The following is a 20,443-nucleotide window of genomic DNA, read 5'->3' as shown; positions in this document are numbered from 1 at the left end:
CTGAAGGTCCGTAAGTCTGTTCAGGAAAAGGTGGAGTAGGGTACGATTTACAGGCCTGTAACCGGCTGCGCCGGGCGTACGGCGCCGTTCAGCCTCTGCGCCATCTTTTATGTCATCTTGCGCCTTAATGCCGCTGAAGCGGCATTCTGAATACGGCTCTCACTACAGGGGGTAGTTCAGATTAAAACGTCCGCTTTGTGCCAGAAGTGAACGTTGCTAAAATCGAGCCTCCTTAAAAGGCGGGGCTGGTCAACTGTATGACTTTTTTATCACGAGCGGGGATAAAACCGCCTGAGCCCGGTGAGGGCATTTCGCCTGTCATCTTCTTATCAGAACCTGATTTTGCCCTTTTTAAAATGCCTTTACTCATTCAGTCCTGTGAGGATGTATAGTTGAGACCCGGGCCGTACCGAAAGGCCCGAATCAATAAATTCTCCCAGCCACGCTATGGCTTCTGAGATTTTACTCAGGCTTTCGTCGCGGCAGTTGCCTGTTGCCGTAAGCCCGGGTTCATCCAGAAGGGAATGAATGTTTATGCCTTTTCCGCCAGAACAGGATGCAGTGCGGCTTCGCTGATAATGACGTGTGTCGTGTTTTCATCTCGTTGTGACACAGTCATCTGCTCAGTCTGGATCTGGCAAAATCATCACTCACCGTGATGATTACGAAGGTGCTGTCTGCCGGACAACAATTGGCTGTGTATGCTCATGAAAAAGTTTCGTCGAAAAAAGGCGATTTAATCTGCGGTATACCTTTCGCTACATGCTGTGATAAAAGCATACGAAATGCGCGTGTTCTGAGAGATAAGAAATGAAATACTTTAAAAAAAAAGGGGCAGGGTGGCCCCGTATCAATGGTTCTGTGTTGCTGTGTTATTATTATCACGTTTCTGGTTAAGGGTCTGTCTGTTACAGTTTATCGTCATGGTTACCTTTTTCTTTAAAATAAATTCAAATTTTTTAACTGCCACAGCGAAAGGTTTATACGTTTAAATAACGAAAGCTGGCGGGCGTATTTTTCCTGAAGCCTCCGGGTTTATTAATTCATCCGGTTATTAAATGCCGGGGAATGGATGCGAAGGCGTTTTTCCCGGGGTTCAGTGGTGCTCCGGAAGCTACTTTATAAAATGCTCATAATGAAAGTTCGGTTAATAAAAAAGAGCCCCCGCCTCAGAGCGGGGGCGAACCAAATTCACGGTTCCAGGCTTCTTTAGCGGCGGGAGCCAGCAGGCACCTGCACTCCCAAATTATGTTGTGAAAAAGGATTTTCACAAGCGAGGCGGCAAATGTTGCCGGTAATCAGCCAGCAGTATCCTTACCTGCCCCGCATAAAAATTCACACCGGAACGAAAGTTTTTTTAAATTTCATAATGACTAATCCCTTGCTGTATAAAGATGCGACGCAATTCTGAGTTTTGACAGATGTATGCTGCTGCAGAATGCCATACCTGCCCGTTTATTTAATTTTCTGTCGCTGACCTCACAGGCTTTCACGTTTTTAATGGTTGCGTTAACTTTCTGAAATTAAGTTAAAGCATCCGTCAGGGTAAATTAAAAGTACCGCATCGCTTAAAAAGGTTAGGTACCAGACGATTTCCTTAAGGATAATTCATACCATTAATTTCAGGTGTTAAAGGCAAAGGGGAAGTTAAGTGATTTGCGTCAATAAAATTCATTATTTTTATACTGACAACCAGAACAGGCATAAACAATACATCTTTCTGGCCGATAAACAGTTGAACCCTGAGGTGATATATGGCTCAGGGCATTATTCAACACTGGGGTAATTTAAATGAATATTATAAAAAAATTTAGGGGTTTAAAAATTGGCGGTAAGCTGGGGCTGGGCTTTACGCTGGTCATACTGGCCTCTGTTATCATATCGGCGCTGGCGTTTCGCTGCTTTTTAAGCATTCAGGATAACTCGGCCAAGCGTGACGTCACCGTTCAGATGCTGGACACGCTGGCGAAAGCCAGACTTAACCGCACCCTTTTTCAGTACACCCGCGAGAAAAAGTTTATCGACCTTAACGGCGAGGCAATGAATCAGCTTTTTGGTTTACGAAACAGCCTCAGTAAATACGCGTGGTCAGCCGAAGGGGAAGAGAGGCTTTCTCTCCTGAGTACGATTCTTACGCAGTACCAGGGAAAGCGTCAGGCCTTTCTTGAAAGCAGCGACAGGGCCGCGCTTGCGCTGAGTGAAATACACACACTGGGCCTGGTCTCACTGGCTGAAAAACTGGTCGCCCGCCAGGCTTCCGTTTCTGCTGATATTGTTACTTCACTTCTTTCACTCAGCTTCAAAACAGAGCAGGCAGCATTTTATGTCCAGGAGTTTATCAGAAAGCCGGAGGCTTCGGTGCTTGATAAATTCAGTGGAGTCAGTGACACAATTTCTCCGCTTCTGAACCCGCTCAGAGGCGTTTCTGACAGCGCCCTTGATGCATTGCTGGCAGACCTGGAGCAAAAAATGAGTTCGGGCTCCGTAAAGTTAAATAATTACCTCCTTTCGGTGAAGGCTGAAAGTCTGGCCTCAGATGAAATGACCGAAGCGGCAGGCAAACTGAGTCAGTCCATCACCGGCCTCGCGTTTTTTCAGTCAGAGCTGGCTGCGAAGTATATCCAGAACGCACTCTGGGAAATTGGTTTTGCAACCCTTGCCTGCATCATCCTCAGCCTCCTGATTGCCTGGCGGATGACGCGGAGCATCACCGTCCCGCTGAGAGAAACCCTTTCGTCTGCACAGCGCATTGCTGAAGGTGACCTGACCTCCGAAATCACCACCTCCCGTACCGATGAGCTCGGCGAGCTGATGTCTGCCGTGGGCGCGATGAACCAGAGCCTGCGTAACATCATCTCCCAGGTCAGGGACGGTGTGAATAACGTTGCCCGCGCCTCATCTGAAATTGCGGCCGGTAACACCGACCTGTCCTCACGCACAGAGCAGCAGTCGGCTGCGGTGGTCGAAACCGCTGCAAGTATGGAAGAACTGACATCCACCGTTAAGCAGAATGCGGAGAATGCTCATCACGCCAGCCAGCTGGCCACCGAGGCGTCACACAATGCCAGCCGCGGCGGGGAAATTATCAGTGACGTGATCAGCACTATGGGCGGAATAAGTCAGAGCTCAGGTAAAATCGGTGAAATCATCTCCGTCATTAACGGCATCGCTTTCCAGACGAATATCCTGGCGCTCAATGCCGCGGTCGAGGCGGCAAGGGCAGGAGAGCAGGGACGGGGATTCGCGGTTGTTGCCGGTGAAGTCCGCAACCTTGCACAGCGCAGCTCACTTGCTGCCAAAGAAATTGAGGCGCTGATAAGTGAATCCATGAGCCGGGTGAGTAACGGGACTGAACTGGTTAACCGCGCCGGTGTTACGATGGAGGATATCGTCAAGTCTGTAACGCAGGTCAGGGATATTATGGGCGAGATTGCCGCTGCGTCTGACGAACAGAACCGGGGAATTACCCAGATTGCGCAGGCCATGACGGAGATGGATACCACAACCCAGCAGAATGCTGCGCTGGTTGAAGAGTCATCCGCAGCGGCCAGCAGTCTCGAGGAACAGGCGCTTGAACTTGAAAAAACGGTTGCCGTTTTCCGCGTGCCTTCTTCCGGACTGTTGACGCCGGGGGCTAAGGTGGCCACACCCGTGTTAAAGCCTCTGCCGGCCGTCAGAACGCCGGAAGCGAACTGGGAAACGTTCTGATAATCATCCTGCAGCCAGAGCCGGGCTTGAGGCCATCTGGCTGCATCCTTCAGTGCGGGTGAGGTAGTTAATGTGTGATGGAAACTGTAGCAATGCATCGCATGTTTATATCGGTAAGGCAGTGGAAGCCCTTTTTTATGATGCTGAATCAGTCAGCCGGGCGAAGGTCATTGCCAGGTTGAGTCTGCTGTTCAGGGAAGAGCCTGACCCGGCAAGGCAAAACGAGATAATAAGTGCCCTCATTCTTCTCAGTGAGCCCGTCAGTACCAAAACAGGCTTGCAGGATTACCGGACGTAAACTTTCTGCGCTCACGTCCGGTTTGTCCCAGAAGCACATACCACCTGATTTGTATGCAACTTATTAAAGGCAACAGGTTATTAACTTATGCATCACTGTCCTGAGGCTCTGGCTGATTTCAGCCGGGCCGCAGAACAGTGATTAGTTGAACACACCGTTAATCATGGCGGTCACAACCGCAGTGCTTAACGCAACAAGCACTAAATCATCGCCCACAGCACGCCACTCGTAGCCCGGATAATGAGGCAGTGCATTTATCATTGATGCTGGCAAATTTTTCCTAGCGATACCCGGTGGCAATGGTTTACCACGCGCAACTTTTTTAGCGATTCCCGGCGGCAGCGACTGATAGCCCACCAGACCATAGTTGATGGCAAGGGCACGTGCACGGGAAAAGTTGATGTCAGATTCGACATGATCGGGTTGTCTGCCATTCTTGCGATATCCATGTTCGTTCTTCGACTGTGTGTAACCCTGCCCTTTATTTCCGTGCGCGCCATTATTACCGTGACTGCTGTTGCCATTGCCATTGCCATTGCCATTGCCATTGCCGGGATTTGCATAAACAGGTGCAGCAAAAACGGCGAAACTTATCACCACCGCTAAGGCTGTTTTAAGAGTGCATTGTGCAAGCATGAAAGATTTCCTTAAAGGTATTTATCGCTTCATCAAAATATAGGACGAGGCTACAATCTTAACCATGTCATGATGTCTGAAATTAAAGCCTCTTGGTGAGTTGAGAAAAAAGAATTTTAGTAATCCGGTAGTTGATTAATAAATGAATGGTCTTGCTGTTTACTGGTGGAAGAAAACCGCATTCAAGTTGTGTCAGATAAAGTATTTCTGGAAAGGTAATTTCGTTTGATCATTATGTGATGCGGAATTCACTGGCTGTAGATATCGAGTAAGAGCAATGGCGGTAAGCAGCTATTGTTAGTTTACTGTTCAAGTGGCTGCTTATCGCTGATAGCAGACTACGCCCGGTTACTATCATGAGCTCTTCAGTCAGCAAAGTGTCAACTCAGTCTGAGTCAGGTATTTCAAGTAGCACAGGAATCACCGTTACAAAAGTCAGTTCCCGTTTTCAGGGGACCATAACAACATTGAGCAATGTTTTCGCATCAGTGTATCGATGGTCACCATATCACACCTCTACAACATTTCTGTCATGTCTGTTATCGCTCTTCATGCCTGCTTAAAGGCCCGTCAGATTGATTCCGCCATAATGTTGACGGCCGAAGCAATGTTTTCGCTCTTTATGCCACCGTAGCCCAGCACAAAGCCGTTGCTCTGACGGGGCTGAAAATAATAGTGCCCGAGCCCCCTTAACGCGACACCTTTGCTGGCCGCACTGGCCGTCATCCTGTTTGTATCAACTGACGCGTTAAACAGGGCCGTCAGGTGCAGCCCTGCATTCCCCCCTGACATCGTGACTTCATTGCCAAAAGCCTGAGTCAGCGCGCTGCGCAGCGTGTGCTGACGCTCAGCGTAAATCCCGCGCATCCGTCTGATATGGGTGGAAAAATAGCCTTCACTGATAAAGTCAGCCAGCGCCGCCTGCACCGTAAACTGGCCGGGGCGATAAAGCTGAACCAGCCCTTTTTTAAAGGCGCCCGCGAGTTTTTCCGGCAACACCATATAGCTGATGCGTAATCCCGGAAACATGACTTTACTGAACGTCCCGCAGTAAATGACGCGCTGGTAGCAGTCCAGCCCCTGCAGAGACGAGACCGGACTCCTGTCGTAACGGAACTCGCTGTCGTAGTCGTCCTCAACGATCCAGAAGCCGTATTCGGCAGCCAGTTCGGTGAGCTGACGCCTGCGCTGCAACGTGAGCGCAACGCCCATCGGATACTGATGTGACGGCGAGGTGAACAGCAATCTGGGAAACGGGGCCGCAAACGAAAACTGGCTGATATCAATGCCCTGATCATCAACGGGTACGGGGATAACGTTCAGTCCTGCTGCCTGCCAGAGCAGGGCGGTGCTCCAGTTACAGGGGTCCTCTGTTAACGCACTGTCACCGGGATCCGCCAGCATATGGGCGCACAGGCTCAGTGACTGATTACTGCCCATGGTGATAAGGATTTGTTCCGGCTGGCACACCACCGAGCGGGAAACCTGCAGGTAATGCGCAAGCGCTTCGCGCAAAGGTAAATAGCCACCTTCGCTGTCGTAGCCGGTCATGTGCGCCGCGGGCCGACGGATATGGCGGTTCTGCATGCGCTTCCACACCGGAAAGGGAAAGTTACTGGTTTCAACTACCCCGGGCACAAACGCGCCTGCATGCTGCGAAACGCCGGAAACACCTGAAATCATGATTTTCGCCCGCGATGACAACGCCGCCTGGGCCTCTGAGAGCGCAGGCACCAGCCGGGGAGTTGCTGAAGGTGCAATGTCGGCGACAAAGGTGCCTTTGCCACGCTGGCAAAGAATGTAGCCCTCAGCGGAGAGTCTGTCATAGGTCAGCGTCAGCGTCATACGTGACACACCGAGCTCAGCAGAAAGCTGACGTGTTGAGGGCAGCCTGGATCCGGAAATCAACATGCCACCCAGTATCGCCTTCTGAATAATGCTGAAAATCCTGACCTGCAGGGGACGATGCGCACCGGCATCAATATCCTGAAGAATAAGGTCACAGAGCAGAACGGATTGTGGAGTGGACATAAAAATTGATCCGGATTGGCTATAGAGAGTCAGTCCATTATGTCTTATTTTTCAGCCAACCTCATCGGGGGGATAATCACGCTGTGCCATCATCCGCACTTTTTATTGTCGGGTAACGGGGCGGCTGTGAAATCGGTTGCTTCAACACCGGGACAAGCTATGGCGCAGTCTTATGATGTCCGGCTTCATGCCAGTATGATCACGTCGGTGGACGCGTCTTCGCCGCAGCGCATTGAGGATTTTGTCAGGCGAAATTATGGCTGGGAGGCCCGTGCTCACCGGCTGGCGAGCGAGCGGGATGAGCTTTTTTGCCTGGAGGATGCTTCCGGGAAGCGCGGTATATTGCGGCTGGCCAACCCCGCTGACTGTCCCGAAACAACGGATCTGCAGGTGCAGGCGTTGCAGTGGATAGCCCGTCAGGCACCGGATTTACCAGTGCCGAGAATCATAAAAAGTCGGACCGGCCAGACTGTATTATTAAGTCAGACACTGGATGCTCAGTCCGGGACGCCACCGCGTCTGACCTGGCTCAGCACCTGGCTGGACGGCGTGCCTCTGCGAACTTTACCGCACAGTGAGGCACAGTTCTTTAATATCGGTGTGATGCTGGCCCGACTGGGACACGTTTTAAAAGACTTTCGTCATGATGGTGCGTTCCGGCCTTTAAACTGGGACCTGAGTCATATCGCTGACTGTCAGGTCTTTTTGCCCGGTCACTGCCCGGACAAAAAATGGAAAGCGGTTTATCAGTTTTTCGACAACATCGATACGCGGATTGTGGGGCCGATAAGAAACTTCAGTAAGCAGATCATACATGCCGATATGAATCCGCATAATTTTGTCATGTCACCTCACGAACCGGCAAGTATATCGGGTATTTTTGATTTCGGTGATATGACGCATACGGCGCGCGTGAACGATATTGCCATTGCAGCAAGTTATCATCTTTCAGGTGAGAATCCGTTTGATCATATTATTCCTTTAGTGCAGGGCTATCACTCTGTCTTTCCGCTCGAGAGGGGAGAAATTGACATGCTGTATGACCTGATTATCGCCAGATTATGTATGACGATCGTCATTACCGAATATCGCGCTCGTCTCTATCCGGAAAACAGAAAATACATCTTAAAAAATACCCACTCTGCGTGGCTGGGACTTTCCCGGTTAATAACGATCGATTTTTTATCTGCCCGCAGAATACTGCGCGCGGCCTGTAACTGAGGGGGAATGATGAAACCTGCACTAATGGTCAATGCCTACGAACCGTCTGAAAATACCATCCTGGATCCCCATACCGCCGCGTTAATTGCGCGTCGGGGCCGTGTGCTGGGTCCCTCATATAAATTATTTTATAAACATCCGCTGCACGTCGTTCGCAGTGAAGGTGTATGGCTTTATGACCAATATGGTAAAGCGTATCTGGATGTTTATAACAACGTACCCGCAGTGGGGCATTGTCATCCCGCCGTCACTGACGCGGTCAGTCGGCAATTATGCACGCTGAATACGCATACACGTTATCTGAATGAGGTGGTACTGGATTATGCCGAACGGCTGGTCTCAACGTTTCCGTCAGCCCTAAGCAATGTCATGTTTACCTGCACAGGCAGTGAATCGTCCGACCTCGCGCTTCGTATTGCCCGCTGCCACACAGACGGTACGGGCATCATTGTGACGGAAAATGCCTATCACGGCATTACCGCCGCGGTTGCTGAAATCTCACCGTCGCTGGGTAAGGGCGTGCCGCTGGGCGATCACGTGCGTGTTGTCCCGGCACCCAATGCTTATCACCAGGGCGAGGGAAATACAGCCGATTTATTTACAGAGGCTGTGCGCAGCGCCATAGCCGATCTGCAGCGCCACGGTATTCGTCCCGCCGCGCTGGTCACCGATACTATTTTTTCGAGCGATGGAATTTATTCCGGACCGGCAGGCTTTTTGCAGGGGGCGGTAGAGGCGATTCGTGAGGCGGGTGGGCTGTTTATTGCCGACGAAGTTCAGCCAGGATTTGGCCGACTGGGCACGCACATGTGGGGATTTGAGCGCCACGGTATTGTTCCCGATTTAGTCATCCTGGGGAAACCCATGGGCAATGGTCTTCCCATTGGTGGCGTGGTTGCCCGGCCAGCCTGTTTGCAACGCTTCGCCGGGATAGCCCGTTATTTTAATACGTTTGGCGGTAACCCGGTCAGTTGCGCTGCCGGGATGGCCGTGCTTGATGTTATCGAAAAACAACAGCTGCAACAGAACGCCGCTGAAACAGGCCAGTTACTGATTAACGGGCTGAATACGCTGGCACAACGCTTTCCCGTTATTGGCAATGTCAGAGGGAGTGGATTATTTATTGGCGCGGAGCTGGTCAGCGATAATGCAGCTAAAAAACCGGCCGGGGAATATGCGCTGGATGTAGTTAACCGTTTAAGGTCGCGCCAGATTCTCATCAGCGCCTGTGGTAAGGACAGTCATGTTTTAAAAATACGGCCGCCCCTGGTTTTCTCTGCGGAAAACGCGCACTACCTTCTTGCTGTCATGACCGACGTAATGGAAGAGATGTTTAATTAAAAATGATCGCCAGCATGCTTTAAACAAAACAGACAACCAGGAGAATATGACGATGTCACTGTTCAAACCAAAATATATTACGTTCGACTGCTACGGTACCTTGATCAATTTCGATATGGCCGGTGCAGCCCGGACACAATTTGCCGATCGTATTAACGGCAACGATATGGCGGCGTTTGTTAAAGATTTTGCGGCTTATCGTCTTGATGAAGTGCTTGGTGCCTGGAAACCCTACGCGGAAGTCGTGAACAATTCCGTCAGACGCACCTGTAAAAAATGGAAAATTGTCTGCCACGACGAGGACTGTGCGGCTATTAATCACGCTGTGACGACCTGGGGACCGCATCCGGATGTTCCTGCCGGACTGAGCAAGGTGGCCAGAGAGATACCCCTGGTTCTGTTGACGAATTCGATGAACGATTTAATCACGTACCATGTGCCCAGACTGGGGGCCCCCATTCACGCGGTGTGCACCGCAGAGCAGGCGCAGGCTTACAAACCGCAGATGAAGGCGTTTGAATATATGCTGGATCAACTGGGATGCGGACCGGAAGAGATTATGCACGTTTCATCCAGCATGCGTTATGACCTGATGACGGCGCATGATATGGGCATTGTTCATAAGGTTTTCGTACAGCGTGGCCACGAGCCGGGCACGCCTTTTTATCAGTATCATGAAATCAGGGATATTGGTGGCCTGGCGGGCGTACTGGGTCTTTAAATCCAACACCAGGCACTCAGCCAATGAGCGCCCGGTCCACAGGTTCATTTATCCGGAAAAAAACAGGCTGTAAAAGAAAGAGTCGAACCTGCTCCCCGTCGATGCGAACAGAATATTGTTAGCAACGTCTGCTGATGGCTCTTAACCGCCTTTCAGAAATACTACTCCTGACATTAGAACCAAGTGGAGAAAGAAAATATCCTTTGCCTTGTTCGACTATTGATTTTTCCAGGTTGCTATTCCCTGGCGGCGACGTCAGTTACAGTTACAGCTGTCATTTAACTGACGTTCGCGCCATTTCAGTATCAATACTTTCCATCGAGGATACGGCAGGTGAGATATGAGCCTGCCGTACATAACAGCACCGGAACAAAATAACTGTGCTCCATCTGGCTAAATTCCATCACAAGGACGACTGCGGTAAGGGGCATCTGCATGGATGCCGCCAGAAATGCCGCGCCTCCAACAAGTGCAAAACTGGGGGCATTACCGCCAGGAAAAATAAGCTGCCATCCGGCACAAAGCAGAAGACTCAATAGCCCGCCGACCGCAAGGGCGGGCGTCAGCAGGCCGCCCTCCGCGCCGCCCCGCAGAACGGCCAGGATCACCAGAAGTTTCAGTCCCAGCAAAACAGCAGCATGGCGATAATCAAGTTCATCACTGATGGCCATCTGCATCGGTCCCTTACCGTTACCCGGTAACTGAGGATAATAAAGACTCAGGACAGCGAGCACAGTAAAGGCAATCAGACAGATAACAGGCATCTGCCAGTTATTTTTGACCCCGGCGCGGGCTTTCCCTGTGATAATCCGGAATCCCCATGCCGCCAGGCCCAGCAGCGGGCCCGCGAGACAGGCCCAGAGTATAAAGGTATGAGGAAGCGCAACGGACAGAAAATGATACTGCGATTCATTCCCCAGGCCAAATGTGGCGATCCAAGCCGCGAGCGCAGAGGTGACGACGGCGGCGAATGCTTTTTCCCAGCTAAAAGCGATCAGCAGAACTTCCAGACTAAACAAGGCCCCTGCCAGTGGCACATTATAGACAGCCGCCAGGCCAGCGCCTGCACCACAGGCAATCAGAATCCGGACCTCGCCCTCGTTTAAGCCCAACCGGCGTGCGATGGCGCCTCCGGCAAGCGCCCCCATTTCACGTGGGGCAACCTCACGTCCCAGTGGGGAGCCCAGCGCAACAGTCACGATCTGTAGCAGCGCATGAACGGTCGTGGTGCCCGGGGGCATTGCCCGTGAGGGCACAGAGACAGCGTCCTTGATCGATACGCGAGGTTTGCCATAACGACTCAGCAACCACCATCCGAAGCCCGCGATGACTCCGCCAGCCATAATGGCTGCAATGCGTCGCAGAGAGGAAGAATCAGTGACGCCCTGAAGAAAAGATACCGTACCGATAACATGTGACATGCTGTAGCCAAATGCGAAGTGCTGCACTGTGTGTAAAATCAGCCCCAGCGCCATCCCTGCCAGACCTGCCGCTAAGCCTGTTGCCACAACTGCAAAAAGCCTTATGAGATAACTGGCGTTTCCTGCCAAATCTTTCATTTCTTTCTGAATTCCTGAGTTTTCATACGCGTATAGTAACGAACATCACCTCAATAGTATCTAACTGACGAGCCAGGCAAGGCTATGATTGCCATGCTTTATTGTTTATTAACGGGTGGCGCAGAAAAAGCTCACCGCCGTTATGAGACGTTTCCAGCTTCGTTTTAGGTGTGCTCAGAGGCACTTAAACTTTAAGTTCTTAACTTCCTGTTTTATTGTGGTCAGAAATTTAGGTAAAGACCAAATTTGTCTTGGTTTCGACACCGTTTGTGCCGCAGGAATCCATAAATTCTCATCGTTAATACGTTTGCATTGAGAACAGAAAGTTTATACTTCAGGATGCTGGAGTTATCCGAACCACAATACTTTAATCAATCTCTTTCATATAATTATTCGGGGTGATATTTAAGTCCGAAAAGAAAATTGCAATTGAATTTTTCTTAAAAATCTAATAGACTTAAGCAGTAAAAAATAAAGTAAAATAATTTACAAAATGAGCGCAATCATGAATCGCAGAAAAGAAATCCTTCAAGCAGCCGAATATTGTATGCGACAGAAAGGTTTTTATCAAACATCGGTTCAGAGTATTGCCAGGCACGCAAATGTCAGCGTCGGCCTGATTTACAAATATTATAAAAATAAAGAAGCGATTATCGAAGAACTGATCGAAAATGTTGTGCAGCGTATGACAGCTTTACTGAAAGCTGATTTTGACAAACTTGCTGATGCAGGTAAGGTCACACATTCCGCACACGACCTTTTGTCAAAAGAAGTTGAAAGCAGCATTGTACTACTCATTGATATATCATCAGAATCCACAAGAAATGAACGCATTCGTCAGATTATTTATGATGCCTGGCAGGTATTAAAAGAGAATTTCATCACTCAGGAGCAGGCTCTCAATCCGACTTTGGATGCTGATATCATTCACACCCGCTTGTATGTTATGTCACTCGTGATAGACGGCTTGATCATTCGCCGCTGTATGAAACAGCATGAAATTGATACCAGTTTTATGGCATTCTTCGATAAGGTTACCCGCGACATTAATCAGCACAGTGTCACGTGATTCAGGAAAAAAGATGGCCGGCAAGAATGCTGTTGATCCGCGCTAATTCCTCCTGGTCAACATTTTTATCTCCGAACGTACGACAGGCTACCCCATCTGCCAGCATCAGTAAAAACTGAATACGATTGCTGCGCTTTTGCGGACTCGCTGCAGGCATTTTATGCCTGAATAATGTATCAAGTTCCGCCACCAGTATTTTTTCTTCATGCTCGATTATCTCACGCACTGATGGATTACGTGATGCTTCCGAATACATCTCCAGCAGTAAACAGCGATCTCTGAAAGACCAATTCTGCCAGAACTCCGATTCAGTCTCGACAATATTAGATGTACTGGTATTAACTTTAAAATTATCCAGTAAAAAAATTCGCCACTTTTCTGCAATACTTTTTATTGTCTCGTTAACTATAATTTCCTTGCTGCTAAAATACCGATAAATCTGACCTGCCCCCAAACCCGATTCATGGCTTATATCAGCCATACTTGCGCCATGAAAACCTGAAAGGCTGAAACAGGTTTTCGCTGCCGAAATTATCTTCAGCTGCCGCTGCCGTATGAAATCATCATTATCTGACTTACTCAAAAAATCTCCTGCTGACAGAATGAGAGATAACCGCCATCTTTAGTCACAAGGTTATGGTACCCCACACCGGCGTGCGATGGAATGCTGACTACAACTCCAGACAGAGTATCTTCTGATTACAGCTTCTGACTATCTGTTGACTCTGCATGTTTCGGTGGCCATGCATGAACGGTAACTCTCCGACGTTATTCTTAATGTTAGACAGGATGTACATTCATGCGCACCTGAATGCACACCTTTAACTTAAATCTTTACTTCCGATTCCTGCAACGCCGTACCGCCCCCCATCACCTTGTAGAAGGTATTGAGGTTTTGGTAGTACGCCTGTTCCACACTGATCAGACTGGTTCGGGCAGAGTAGAGCGTACGCTGCGCAGTTAGCGCGTTCAGCCAGGTATCTACGCCGCTCTGATAACGCCTGTCTGCCAGATGGGCGTAAGTCTGTGAGGCCGCCACATTATTACGCTGGCTGGTCAACTGGTCTTTGAGGGTTCCCCGACGCGCCAGAGCATCGGCGACCTCCTGGAAAGCGGTCTGCACTGACTTCTCGTAGGCCGCGACGTAATAGGCTTTTTGCGCTTTAGTGTAATTCAGGTAAGCAACGTTGTAGCCGCCTTTGAAAATGGGAAGGGTAATGCTCGGTGAAAACGACCAAATGCCCACCCCGTTTTTAAACAGCGACGAAAGATCGGCACTGCCGACGCCACCGCTGGCGGTCAGTGAAATACTTGGGAAGAAATTAGCCCGCGCCGCCCCGATGTTGGCATTCGCCGCCTTCAGGTTGTGCTCAGCCTGCAAGACGTCAGGACGATTATTCAACACATCCGACGCTATCCCCGCCGGCACATCGCGCAACGCCTGGCCAATCGATTCAAGGTTTTGCGGCAGCAGCCTGCCGGGAACGGTTTTCCCTACCACCACGTCCAGTGCGTTTTTATCCTGCGCCACGAGAGTGGTATAACTGGCCACGTCGGCCTGTGCTGACTGATAGGTGGTTTCCGCAGAAGCCACATCGACCATCGAATCTACGCCGTTTTGCATGCGTTTCCGCGTGACCTCCAGTGACTGCCGCGCACTTTCTGCCGTCTCTTTTGCAATGGACAGATTGCTGCGATCCGCCGCCAGCTGTAGCCAGTAATTAATGGTGTTATACAGCACCGTCAGGCGCGTACTTCGTGCTCCTTCCAGTGTACCGAGGTAAGTTTCATACTGCTGGCGCGACAGGCTCTGGTTTTTACCAAACAGATCCAGCTCAAATGCGCTGACGCTGCCCTCGGCAGAGTAGGAATTGCCCAGTGCTGTCTGATTGCCTTCCCCGGTCAGTGCGCGAGAACGTGTCCCGCTTACTCCGGCGTTGACTGCGGGAAAGAGATCGGCACGTTGCTCCGCATATTGCGCATGCGCGGATTCCACGCTCGCCACGGCTTCACGTAAGTCGCGGCTGCTGTCCAGCGCCATCCCGACAACCTGGCGGAGCTGGCTGTCCAGGACATAATCCTGCCAACCGATATCCCGATAATTAACGGTTTTCCTCTCCAGATTGCGATAGGCATCTCCGGTTGGGGTTACCGCATTCACGGCATCCGCAGGGCGATCATAATGCGGATCCAGTGAGACGCATCCTGCAAGAAGGCAGGGTAAGAACAGGGTGAAAAGTTTTGCAGTCATTGTCATTATTCCTTCGCCTTCACCGCTGATTCGGTTGACGGTACATCGTTGTGCGGTCGGCCAGGAAAGACACGGCGCACCAGCACAAAGAACAGCGGGACAAAAAAGATAGCCAGCAGGGTTGCGGTTAAGGTGCCGCCGATAATGCCCGTACCAATGGCGATACGGCTGTTGGCTCCCGCACCCGTGGAGATCGCCAGCGGCAGGACGCCCGCAGTAAACGCCAGCGAGGTCATGATTATGGGACGCAGGCGCAGTGTTGCTGCATGCACCGCCGCGCTGATCAGGCTTTCGCCTTTGCGGTAGTGCTCCTCGGCAAACTCCACGATCAAAATGGCGTTCTTCGCTGAAAGCCCGATAATGGTGAGCAGGGCCACCTGGAAGTAGACATCGTTTTCCAGACCACGCAGTGTAATCGCCAGCAGCGAACCGATAACGCCCAACGGCACCACCAGCATCACCGAGAGCGGCACTGACCAGCTCTCATACAAGGCGGCCAGGCACAGGAAAACGACAATCAGTGAAATGCCATACAGCGACAGTGCCTGATTACCGGCAAGTTTTTCCTGATATGAGAGCCCGCTCCATGAGAACGTGTAGCCAGCTGGCAAGGTCGCGGCGAGTGTTTCCATCGCGGTAATGGCATCACCGGAACTCTTCCCCTCGGCGGCCGATCCCTGAATTTCATAGGCGGCCAGGCCGTTATAACGAGAGAGCACATCCGGACCATAGGACCACCCCGACGAGGCAAAGGACGAGAAGGGCACCATGGTGCTGTTACTGCTGCTGTCGGTACCACGTACATACCATTGTTCGATATCCTCTGGCTTGCTGCGGAACGGTTGATCGCCCTGAATATAGACTTTCTTCACGCGGCCACGGTCGGTGAAGTCATTCACATAACTTCCGCCGATCGCCGCGCTGAGTGTGGTGTTAATATCGCTGATAGTCAGGCCCAGTGACTGTGCTTTGGCATCATCAATGCTGACATCCAGTTGAGGGAGATCTGGCAGGGAGTTGGCACGGACGGCACTGAGTCCCGGATCCTGATTTGCTTTTGCAATCAGCTGGTCACGCATTTTCAGCAGGTTATCGCGAGTGGTGGCACCGCGCGCTTGCAGTTCAAACGTAAAGCCGTTGGACTGACCCAGACCGGAAACGGACGGCGGCGACAGCACAAAGATTCGTGCATCACGGATACGCGACAGCGCCGCCATCGCCCGGCCTGCTATAGCATCGGCACTGTTCTCGCTGCCTTTACGCTCACTCCAGTTCTTCAGCGAGATAAACCCCACCCCTGCATTCTGTCCGCTACCGGCAAAACTGAAGCCATCCACCAGCATGCTCACGTTGACGTTGGCTTTCTCCTGGGTCTCAAAGTACTGCTGTACCTGACGACGGACTTCACGGGTACGATTTTCTGTCGCACCCGGCGCCAGTTGATACTGCACCATGATATAGCCCTGGTCTTCGGTCGGCAGAAAACCGGTCGGCAGGCGCATATAGAGCACGGCACAACCGATCAGCAGCACGCCGTACAGCAACAGATAACGTACGGAACGGTGCATGACATGGCCGACGCCACGTTGATAGCGCGCCTGCACGTTGTCATAGCGGCGGTTAAACCAGCCGAAGAATCCCTTGCTGCCACTGCCGTGAAGATGCGGTTTGAGCAGGGTGGCACAGAGTGCAGGCGTGAGCGTGAGCGCCACAATAACCGACAGCACCATGGAAGAGACAATTGTGATGGAGAACTGACGGTAAATCACGCCCGTCGAACCGCTGAAAAAGGTCATGGGCAGGAACACGGCAGAGAGAACCAGCGCAATCCCGACCAGTGCCCCTGTAATCTCCTTCATGGATTTCTCAGTTGCCTGACGCGGCGGTAATCCCTCTTCGCGCATCACCCGTTCAACGTTTTCAACCACGACGATCGCATCGTCCACCAATAAGCCGATGGCGAGTACCATACCGAACATGGTGAGCGTGTTGATGGAGTAACCGAAGAGGGACAGTACGCCAAAGGTGCCCATGAGCACTACCGGAACGGCTATCGTGGGAATCAACGTCGTGCGGAGGTTTTGCAGGAACACAAACATCACTATCACCACCAGAACCACCGCCTCGATCAGCGTTTTCACGACTTCTTCAATCGAGATTTTGACAAAGTCTGTGCTGTCGAGCGGGTACGCAATTTCGTAGCCGGCAGGCATGCTGCTCCGGAATTCATCAATGGTGGATTTCACCTTTTCGGCGGTAGAGAGTGCGTTGGCCCCCGATGCCAGCTGGATAGCCATACCGGATGCCGGATGGCCGTTTGCCATGACATTGGCACTGTAGTCTTCATCGCCCATTTCTACGCGGGCGACGTCGCTCAGACGTACCACAGAACCATCGGCCTGGCTTTTCAGCACGATGTTGCGGAACTGCTCAGGCGTTTGCAGGCGCGAACGCGAGCGCACAGTCGCGACCAGTTGTTGCGTGTTGCTGGACGGTTGCGCGCCCAACTGCCCCGAAGAGACCTGGGTGTTTTGGCTCTCCAGGGCGGTGGTGATATCCGAAGGCATAAGCGAATACGACGCCAGCTTGCTGGGATCGAGCCAGATACGCATCGCGTACTCGGCACCAAAAACCTGTACGTTACCTACGCCTGTCACGCGCGCCAGCGTGTCTTCCATGTTGCTGACCATATAGTCAGCGACATCGGATGAGCTGCTTTTATTACGCGTATCGTACACCGCCAGAATCAGCAGAAAGTCGCTCTGGGCTTTCTGCACATTCACGCCCTGTGCGGTCACGGCGCTCGGTAAGCGGCTCTCGGCCTGCTGCACCTTATTCTGCACCTGGACCTGGGCAATATCAGGATCGGTGCCCTGTTTAAACGTGACATTAATTTTTACCTGGCCGGTCGAGGCGGTGCTGGTCGAACTGAAATAGAGCAACCCATCCAGTCCGGTGAGCTGTTGCTCAATAACCTGGGTCACGCTGCTTTCCAGCGTTTCCGCCGATGCGCCCGTGTAGGTGGCCTGAATACTGATTTGCGGAGGGGCGACATCGGGATACTGCGCCACCGGCAGACTGACAATACTCAGGATACCGAACAGCATGATGCAAAGGGCGATCACCCAGGCAAAAACGGGCCGCCGAATAAAGAACTGCGCCAACATATCAGTGGCCCTCACTGTTGGCGGCGGTATCGCCCGGCGTCACGTCCACCGCCTTGACGACACTGCCAGGCTGGACTTTCGCGGTGCCTTCAATGATCAGCTTGTCACCCCGGTTAAGTCCCGAGCTAATCAGCCAGTTGTTGCCAATCACGCGATCGGTTACCACATCGCGGCTTTCGACTTTGTTCGCTTTGTCGACCACTAGCGCTGTCGCATTGCCTTTGGCATCACGGGTGATGCCTTGCTGAGGTGCCAGAATGGCATCGCTTTTCACGCCGTTGACAACGCTGGCGCGCACATACATGCCAGGCAACAGTTCATGTTGGGGATTGGGGAAGATCGCGCGCAGTGTGACCGTGCCGGTGGCTTCATCTACCGAGACTTCCGTCAGCTCCAGCTTGCCGGGATGATCGTAGGTCGTACCATCTTCCAGTTTCACCGTCACGGGTACGCCATCTTTGTTCTGCTGCAGTGACGCCTGCTGGCGTCTCAGTTTGAGTAACTGAACGCTGGATTGCGTGAGATCGACATAGATGGGATCCAGTGCACGAATCGTCGCCAGTGCTGTGGTCTGGCTGGCGGTCACCAGTGCGCCGGGCGTCACCGACGAAATACCGATACGACCGCTAATCGGCGCTTTGATTTGGGTATAGTTAAGGTTGATACGCGCACTTTCCACGGCAGCACGGTACTGATCGACGGAGGCGACGTTCTGTTGATAGGTTGCCAGCGCATCATCCGCATCCTGCCGCGACACGCCGTTATCTTTTACCAGCGCCGCATAACGTACGGCTTTCAGTTTACTGCTCTTCACGAGGGCCTGCGCATTCTTCAGTTGCGCGACGGCCTGATCATAGCTGGCCTGATAGCTTGCAGGATCAATCTGATACAGCACCTGTCCGGCTTTCACGTCATCGCCCTCGGTGAACAGGCGTTTCTGGATGATACCGTCAACCTGCGGCCTGACATCCGACGTCATACTGCCGGTGACGCGTCCGGCAAGCTGGCTGGTCAACGTTACCGATGTACTTTGCAACGTTTTCACCCCGACTTCGGTTGTCATGTCTGCATCAGGTTGGTGACCGCTTTGATCGCAACCCACCATGATCAACGCCAGCCCGGCGATCATACTGCGCTGAAAATTTTTCATGAATTACCCTGTAATGAACATTCATTCTCACCTGTCAGTCTAATTAATCAGGGACAAAATGTATGTCAGCAAAACGAAAAGAAGGGGATCTGGAAACATAAAACTGATGCGTACGTCCGCTCATTGCTCAAAGCGGACACTGTCTGATGAAGACCAGAAACTTGTTTCATAAACCAACGTTGACGAGACTTACTGCAGGATTTTTACGTCGTACCGCGCCAGTCAGCAGCGCGGTACTCCGATCAGAAATGCGTCCAGCCTTCGTCCTTGTTCGTTACGCCGGTGCCTGTTTCCGGCGTACTGAATTTCTGCCTTACGGGTTCAGAAGCCGCATTAACAGAAGACCTAATGACCTGATTACCCAGACTGAAAACGGATACGGCCTGGAGAAGCCGTCCGGCCTGATCTTTAAGGCTCGCAGCCGCTGAGGCAGACTCCTCGACCAGCGAGGCGTTCTGTTGCGTGGTGCTGTCCATCTCCGTTACCGCAATGCCTACCTGTTCAATACCACGGGCCTGTTCGGCGCTTGAGGAGGTGATTTCCTCCACGGTGTCAGTCAGCTTTCCGACCGCAGAGAGGATGCCTGACATTGTTTCAGAAGCGTGTACCACCAGTTTGTTACCTTCTTCGACGCTGTGCGCATTTGCCTCAATGAGCTGACGTATTTCACCGGCAGCTGTTGCACTGCGCTGCGCCAGAGACCTGACCTCACTGGCCACCACGGCAAATCCCCGGCCGTGTTCACCTGCCCGGGCCGCTTCAACTGCGGCGTTGAGCGCAAGGATATTCGTCTGGAATGCGATTCCGTCAATCACGGCGGTAATCTCGGCAATACGGCCGGAGCTTTCGCTGATGGTCTTCATGGTCCCGGTAATGGCTCCGGTGGCATCGCTGCCTTTATTCGCCACATCGCGTACGCCCACTGCCAGTTGTCCCGCCTGCCGTGCGTTTTCCGCATTGTTCCTGACGGTCATAGCCAGCTGCGTCATGGTTGCCGCTGTCTGCTCCAGCGCACTGGCCTGCTCTTCAGTTCGTTGTGAGAGGTCAGCGTTCCCCTGCGCAATCTGGTTGCTGGCCGATGCAACACTTTCCGCATTGCTTCTTACCTGGCTGACGGTATTAATCAGGGAATCCTGCATGTCACGAATGGCTGACAGCAGTACCCCTGTCTCATCTTTATGACCAGCATGCACCGCGCCACTCAGGTCACCCAGGGCCACGCGACGTGCAGCCTGAACAGCCTCCGTAAGCGGCCGTGTGATACTCCGGGTAATGAACAGTGCGGATATGG

14 protein-coding genes are annotated in these 20,443 nt (G+C 51.9%); 5 read left to right on the top strand and 9 right to left on the bottom strand.

Translation table 11 applies throughout. The features are described 5' to 3' along the window. Positions 1 to 232: 232 nt before the first annotated feature. Positions 233 to 370 (bottom strand): hypothetical protein, encoded by a 138-nt coding sequence (locus RAC60_RS21775; protein WP_324030691.1) that lies wholly within the window; start codon positions 368 to 370, stop codon positions 233 to 235. Positions 371 to 1,791: 1,421 nt separating this feature from the next. Here RAC60_RS21775 and RAC60_RS21770 point away from each other — a divergent pair. Then, positions 1,792 to 3,708: a methyl-accepting chemotaxis protein gene (locus RAC60_RS21770; RefSeq protein WP_375094328.1), complete on the top strand. Its 1,917-nt coding sequence runs from the start codon at positions 1,792 to 1,794 to the stop codon at positions 3,706 to 3,708. Positions 3,709 to 4,147: 439 nt separating this feature from the next. Here RAC60_RS21770 and RAC60_RS21765 read toward each other — a convergent pair whose 3' ends face one another. Next, positions 4,148 to 4,642: an anti-virulence regulator CigR family protein gene (locus RAC60_RS21765; protein ID WP_375094327.1), complete on the bottom strand. Its 495-nt coding sequence runs from the start codon at positions 4,640 to 4,642 to the stop codon at positions 4,148 to 4,150. Between the two features lie 570 nt (positions 4,643 to 5,212). After that, the gene (locus RAC60_RS21760) at positions 5,213 to 6,673 is read right to left on the bottom strand and encodes a PLP-dependent aminotransferase family protein (RefSeq protein WP_058702435.1); all 1,461 of its coding nucleotides are present in this window, start codon (positions 6,671 to 6,673) and stop codon (positions 5,213 to 5,215) included. 159 nt (positions 6,674 to 6,832) lie between these two features. Here RAC60_RS21760 and RAC60_RS21755 point away from each other — a divergent pair, with 159 nt between their 5' ends. The 3 genes from RAC60_RS21755 to RAC60_RS21745 are packed head-to-tail and all read left to right on the top strand — an operon-like array spanning position 6,833 to position 9,956. After that, positions 6,833 to 7,894, top strand: coding sequence for a phosphotransferase (locus tag RAC60_RS21755; protein ID WP_058702434.1), 1,062 nt, complete (start codon positions 6,833 to 6,835; stop codon positions 7,892 to 7,894). A 9-nt stretch (positions 7,895 to 7,903) separates the two neighbouring features. After that, on the top strand, positions 7,904 to 9,235 hold the full coding sequence (locus tag RAC60_RS21750; protein WP_375094329.1) for an aspartate aminotransferase family protein: 1,332 nt from the start codon (positions 7,904 to 7,906) through the stop codon (positions 9,233 to 9,235). Between the two features lie 52 nt (positions 9,236 to 9,287). After that, positions 9,288 to 9,956, top strand: coding sequence for a haloacid dehalogenase type II (locus RAC60_RS21745; protein WP_375094326.1), 669 nt, complete (start codon positions 9,288 to 9,290; stop codon positions 9,954 to 9,956). Between the two features lie 305 nt (positions 9,957 to 10,261). Here RAC60_RS21745 and RAC60_RS21740 read toward each other — a convergent pair whose 3' ends face one another. Further along, a complete protein-coding gene (locus RAC60_RS21740) occupies positions 10,262 to 11,515 on the bottom strand; it encodes a chloride channel protein (RefSeq protein ID WP_058708842.1) in 1,254 nt (417 codons plus the stop codon). A gap of 505 nt (positions 11,516 to 12,020) precedes the next feature. Here RAC60_RS21740 and RAC60_RS21735 point away from each other — a divergent pair. Continuing rightward, positions 12,021 to 12,584: a TetR/AcrR family transcriptional regulator gene (locus RAC60_RS21735; RefSeq protein ID WP_058702578.1), complete on the top strand. Its 564-nt coding sequence runs from the start codon at positions 12,021 to 12,023 to the stop codon at positions 12,582 to 12,584. Between the two features lies 1 nt (position 12,585). Here the strand turns inward: RAC60_RS21735 and RAC60_RS21730 are convergent, their stop codons facing one another. The 5 genes from RAC60_RS21730 to RAC60_RS21710 form a co-directional block, all read right to left on the bottom strand. After that, positions 12,586 to 13,167 (bottom strand): TetR/AcrR family transcriptional regulator, encoded by a 582-nt coding sequence (locus RAC60_RS21730; RefSeq protein ID WP_058702430.1) that lies wholly within the window; start codon positions 13,165 to 13,167, stop codon positions 12,586 to 12,588. Positions 13,168 to 13,410: 243 nt separating this feature from the next. Next, complete coding sequence (locus RAC60_RS21725) at positions 13,411 to 14,841, bottom strand: efflux transporter outer membrane subunit (protein WP_081049509.1); 1,431 nt, start codon at positions 14,839 to 14,841, stop codon at positions 13,411 to 13,413. Continuing rightward, positions 14,841 to 18,002, bottom strand: coding sequence for an efflux RND transporter permease subunit (locus tag RAC60_RS21720; RefSeq protein WP_375094325.1), 3,162 nt, complete (start codon positions 18,000 to 18,002; stop codon positions 14,841 to 14,843). The genes RAC60_RS21725 and RAC60_RS21720 overlap by 1 nt, the downstream gene beginning before the upstream one ends. A 1-nt stretch (position 18,003) precedes the next feature. Next, complete coding sequence (locus RAC60_RS21715; protein WP_058708840.1) at positions 18,004 to 19,152, bottom strand: efflux RND transporter periplasmic adaptor subunit; 1,149 nt, start codon at positions 19,150 to 19,152, stop codon at positions 18,004 to 18,006. Positions 19,153 to 19,394: 242 nt separating this feature from the next. Further along, a partial coding sequence (locus RAC60_RS21710) for a methyl-accepting chemotaxis protein (protein WP_375094324.1) occupies positions 19,395 to 20,443 on the bottom strand: 1,049 nt, incomplete at its 5' end.

This window comes from Pantoea sp. BR_17 (assembly GCF_041955125.1).
Classification (GTDB): domain Bacteria; phylum Pseudomonadota; class Gammaproteobacteria; order Enterobacterales; family Enterobacteriaceae; genus Pantoea; species Pantoea stewartii.
Note: the sequence above shows the minus strand (reverse complement) of the source record. Positions and strands in the feature narration are given on the sequence as shown.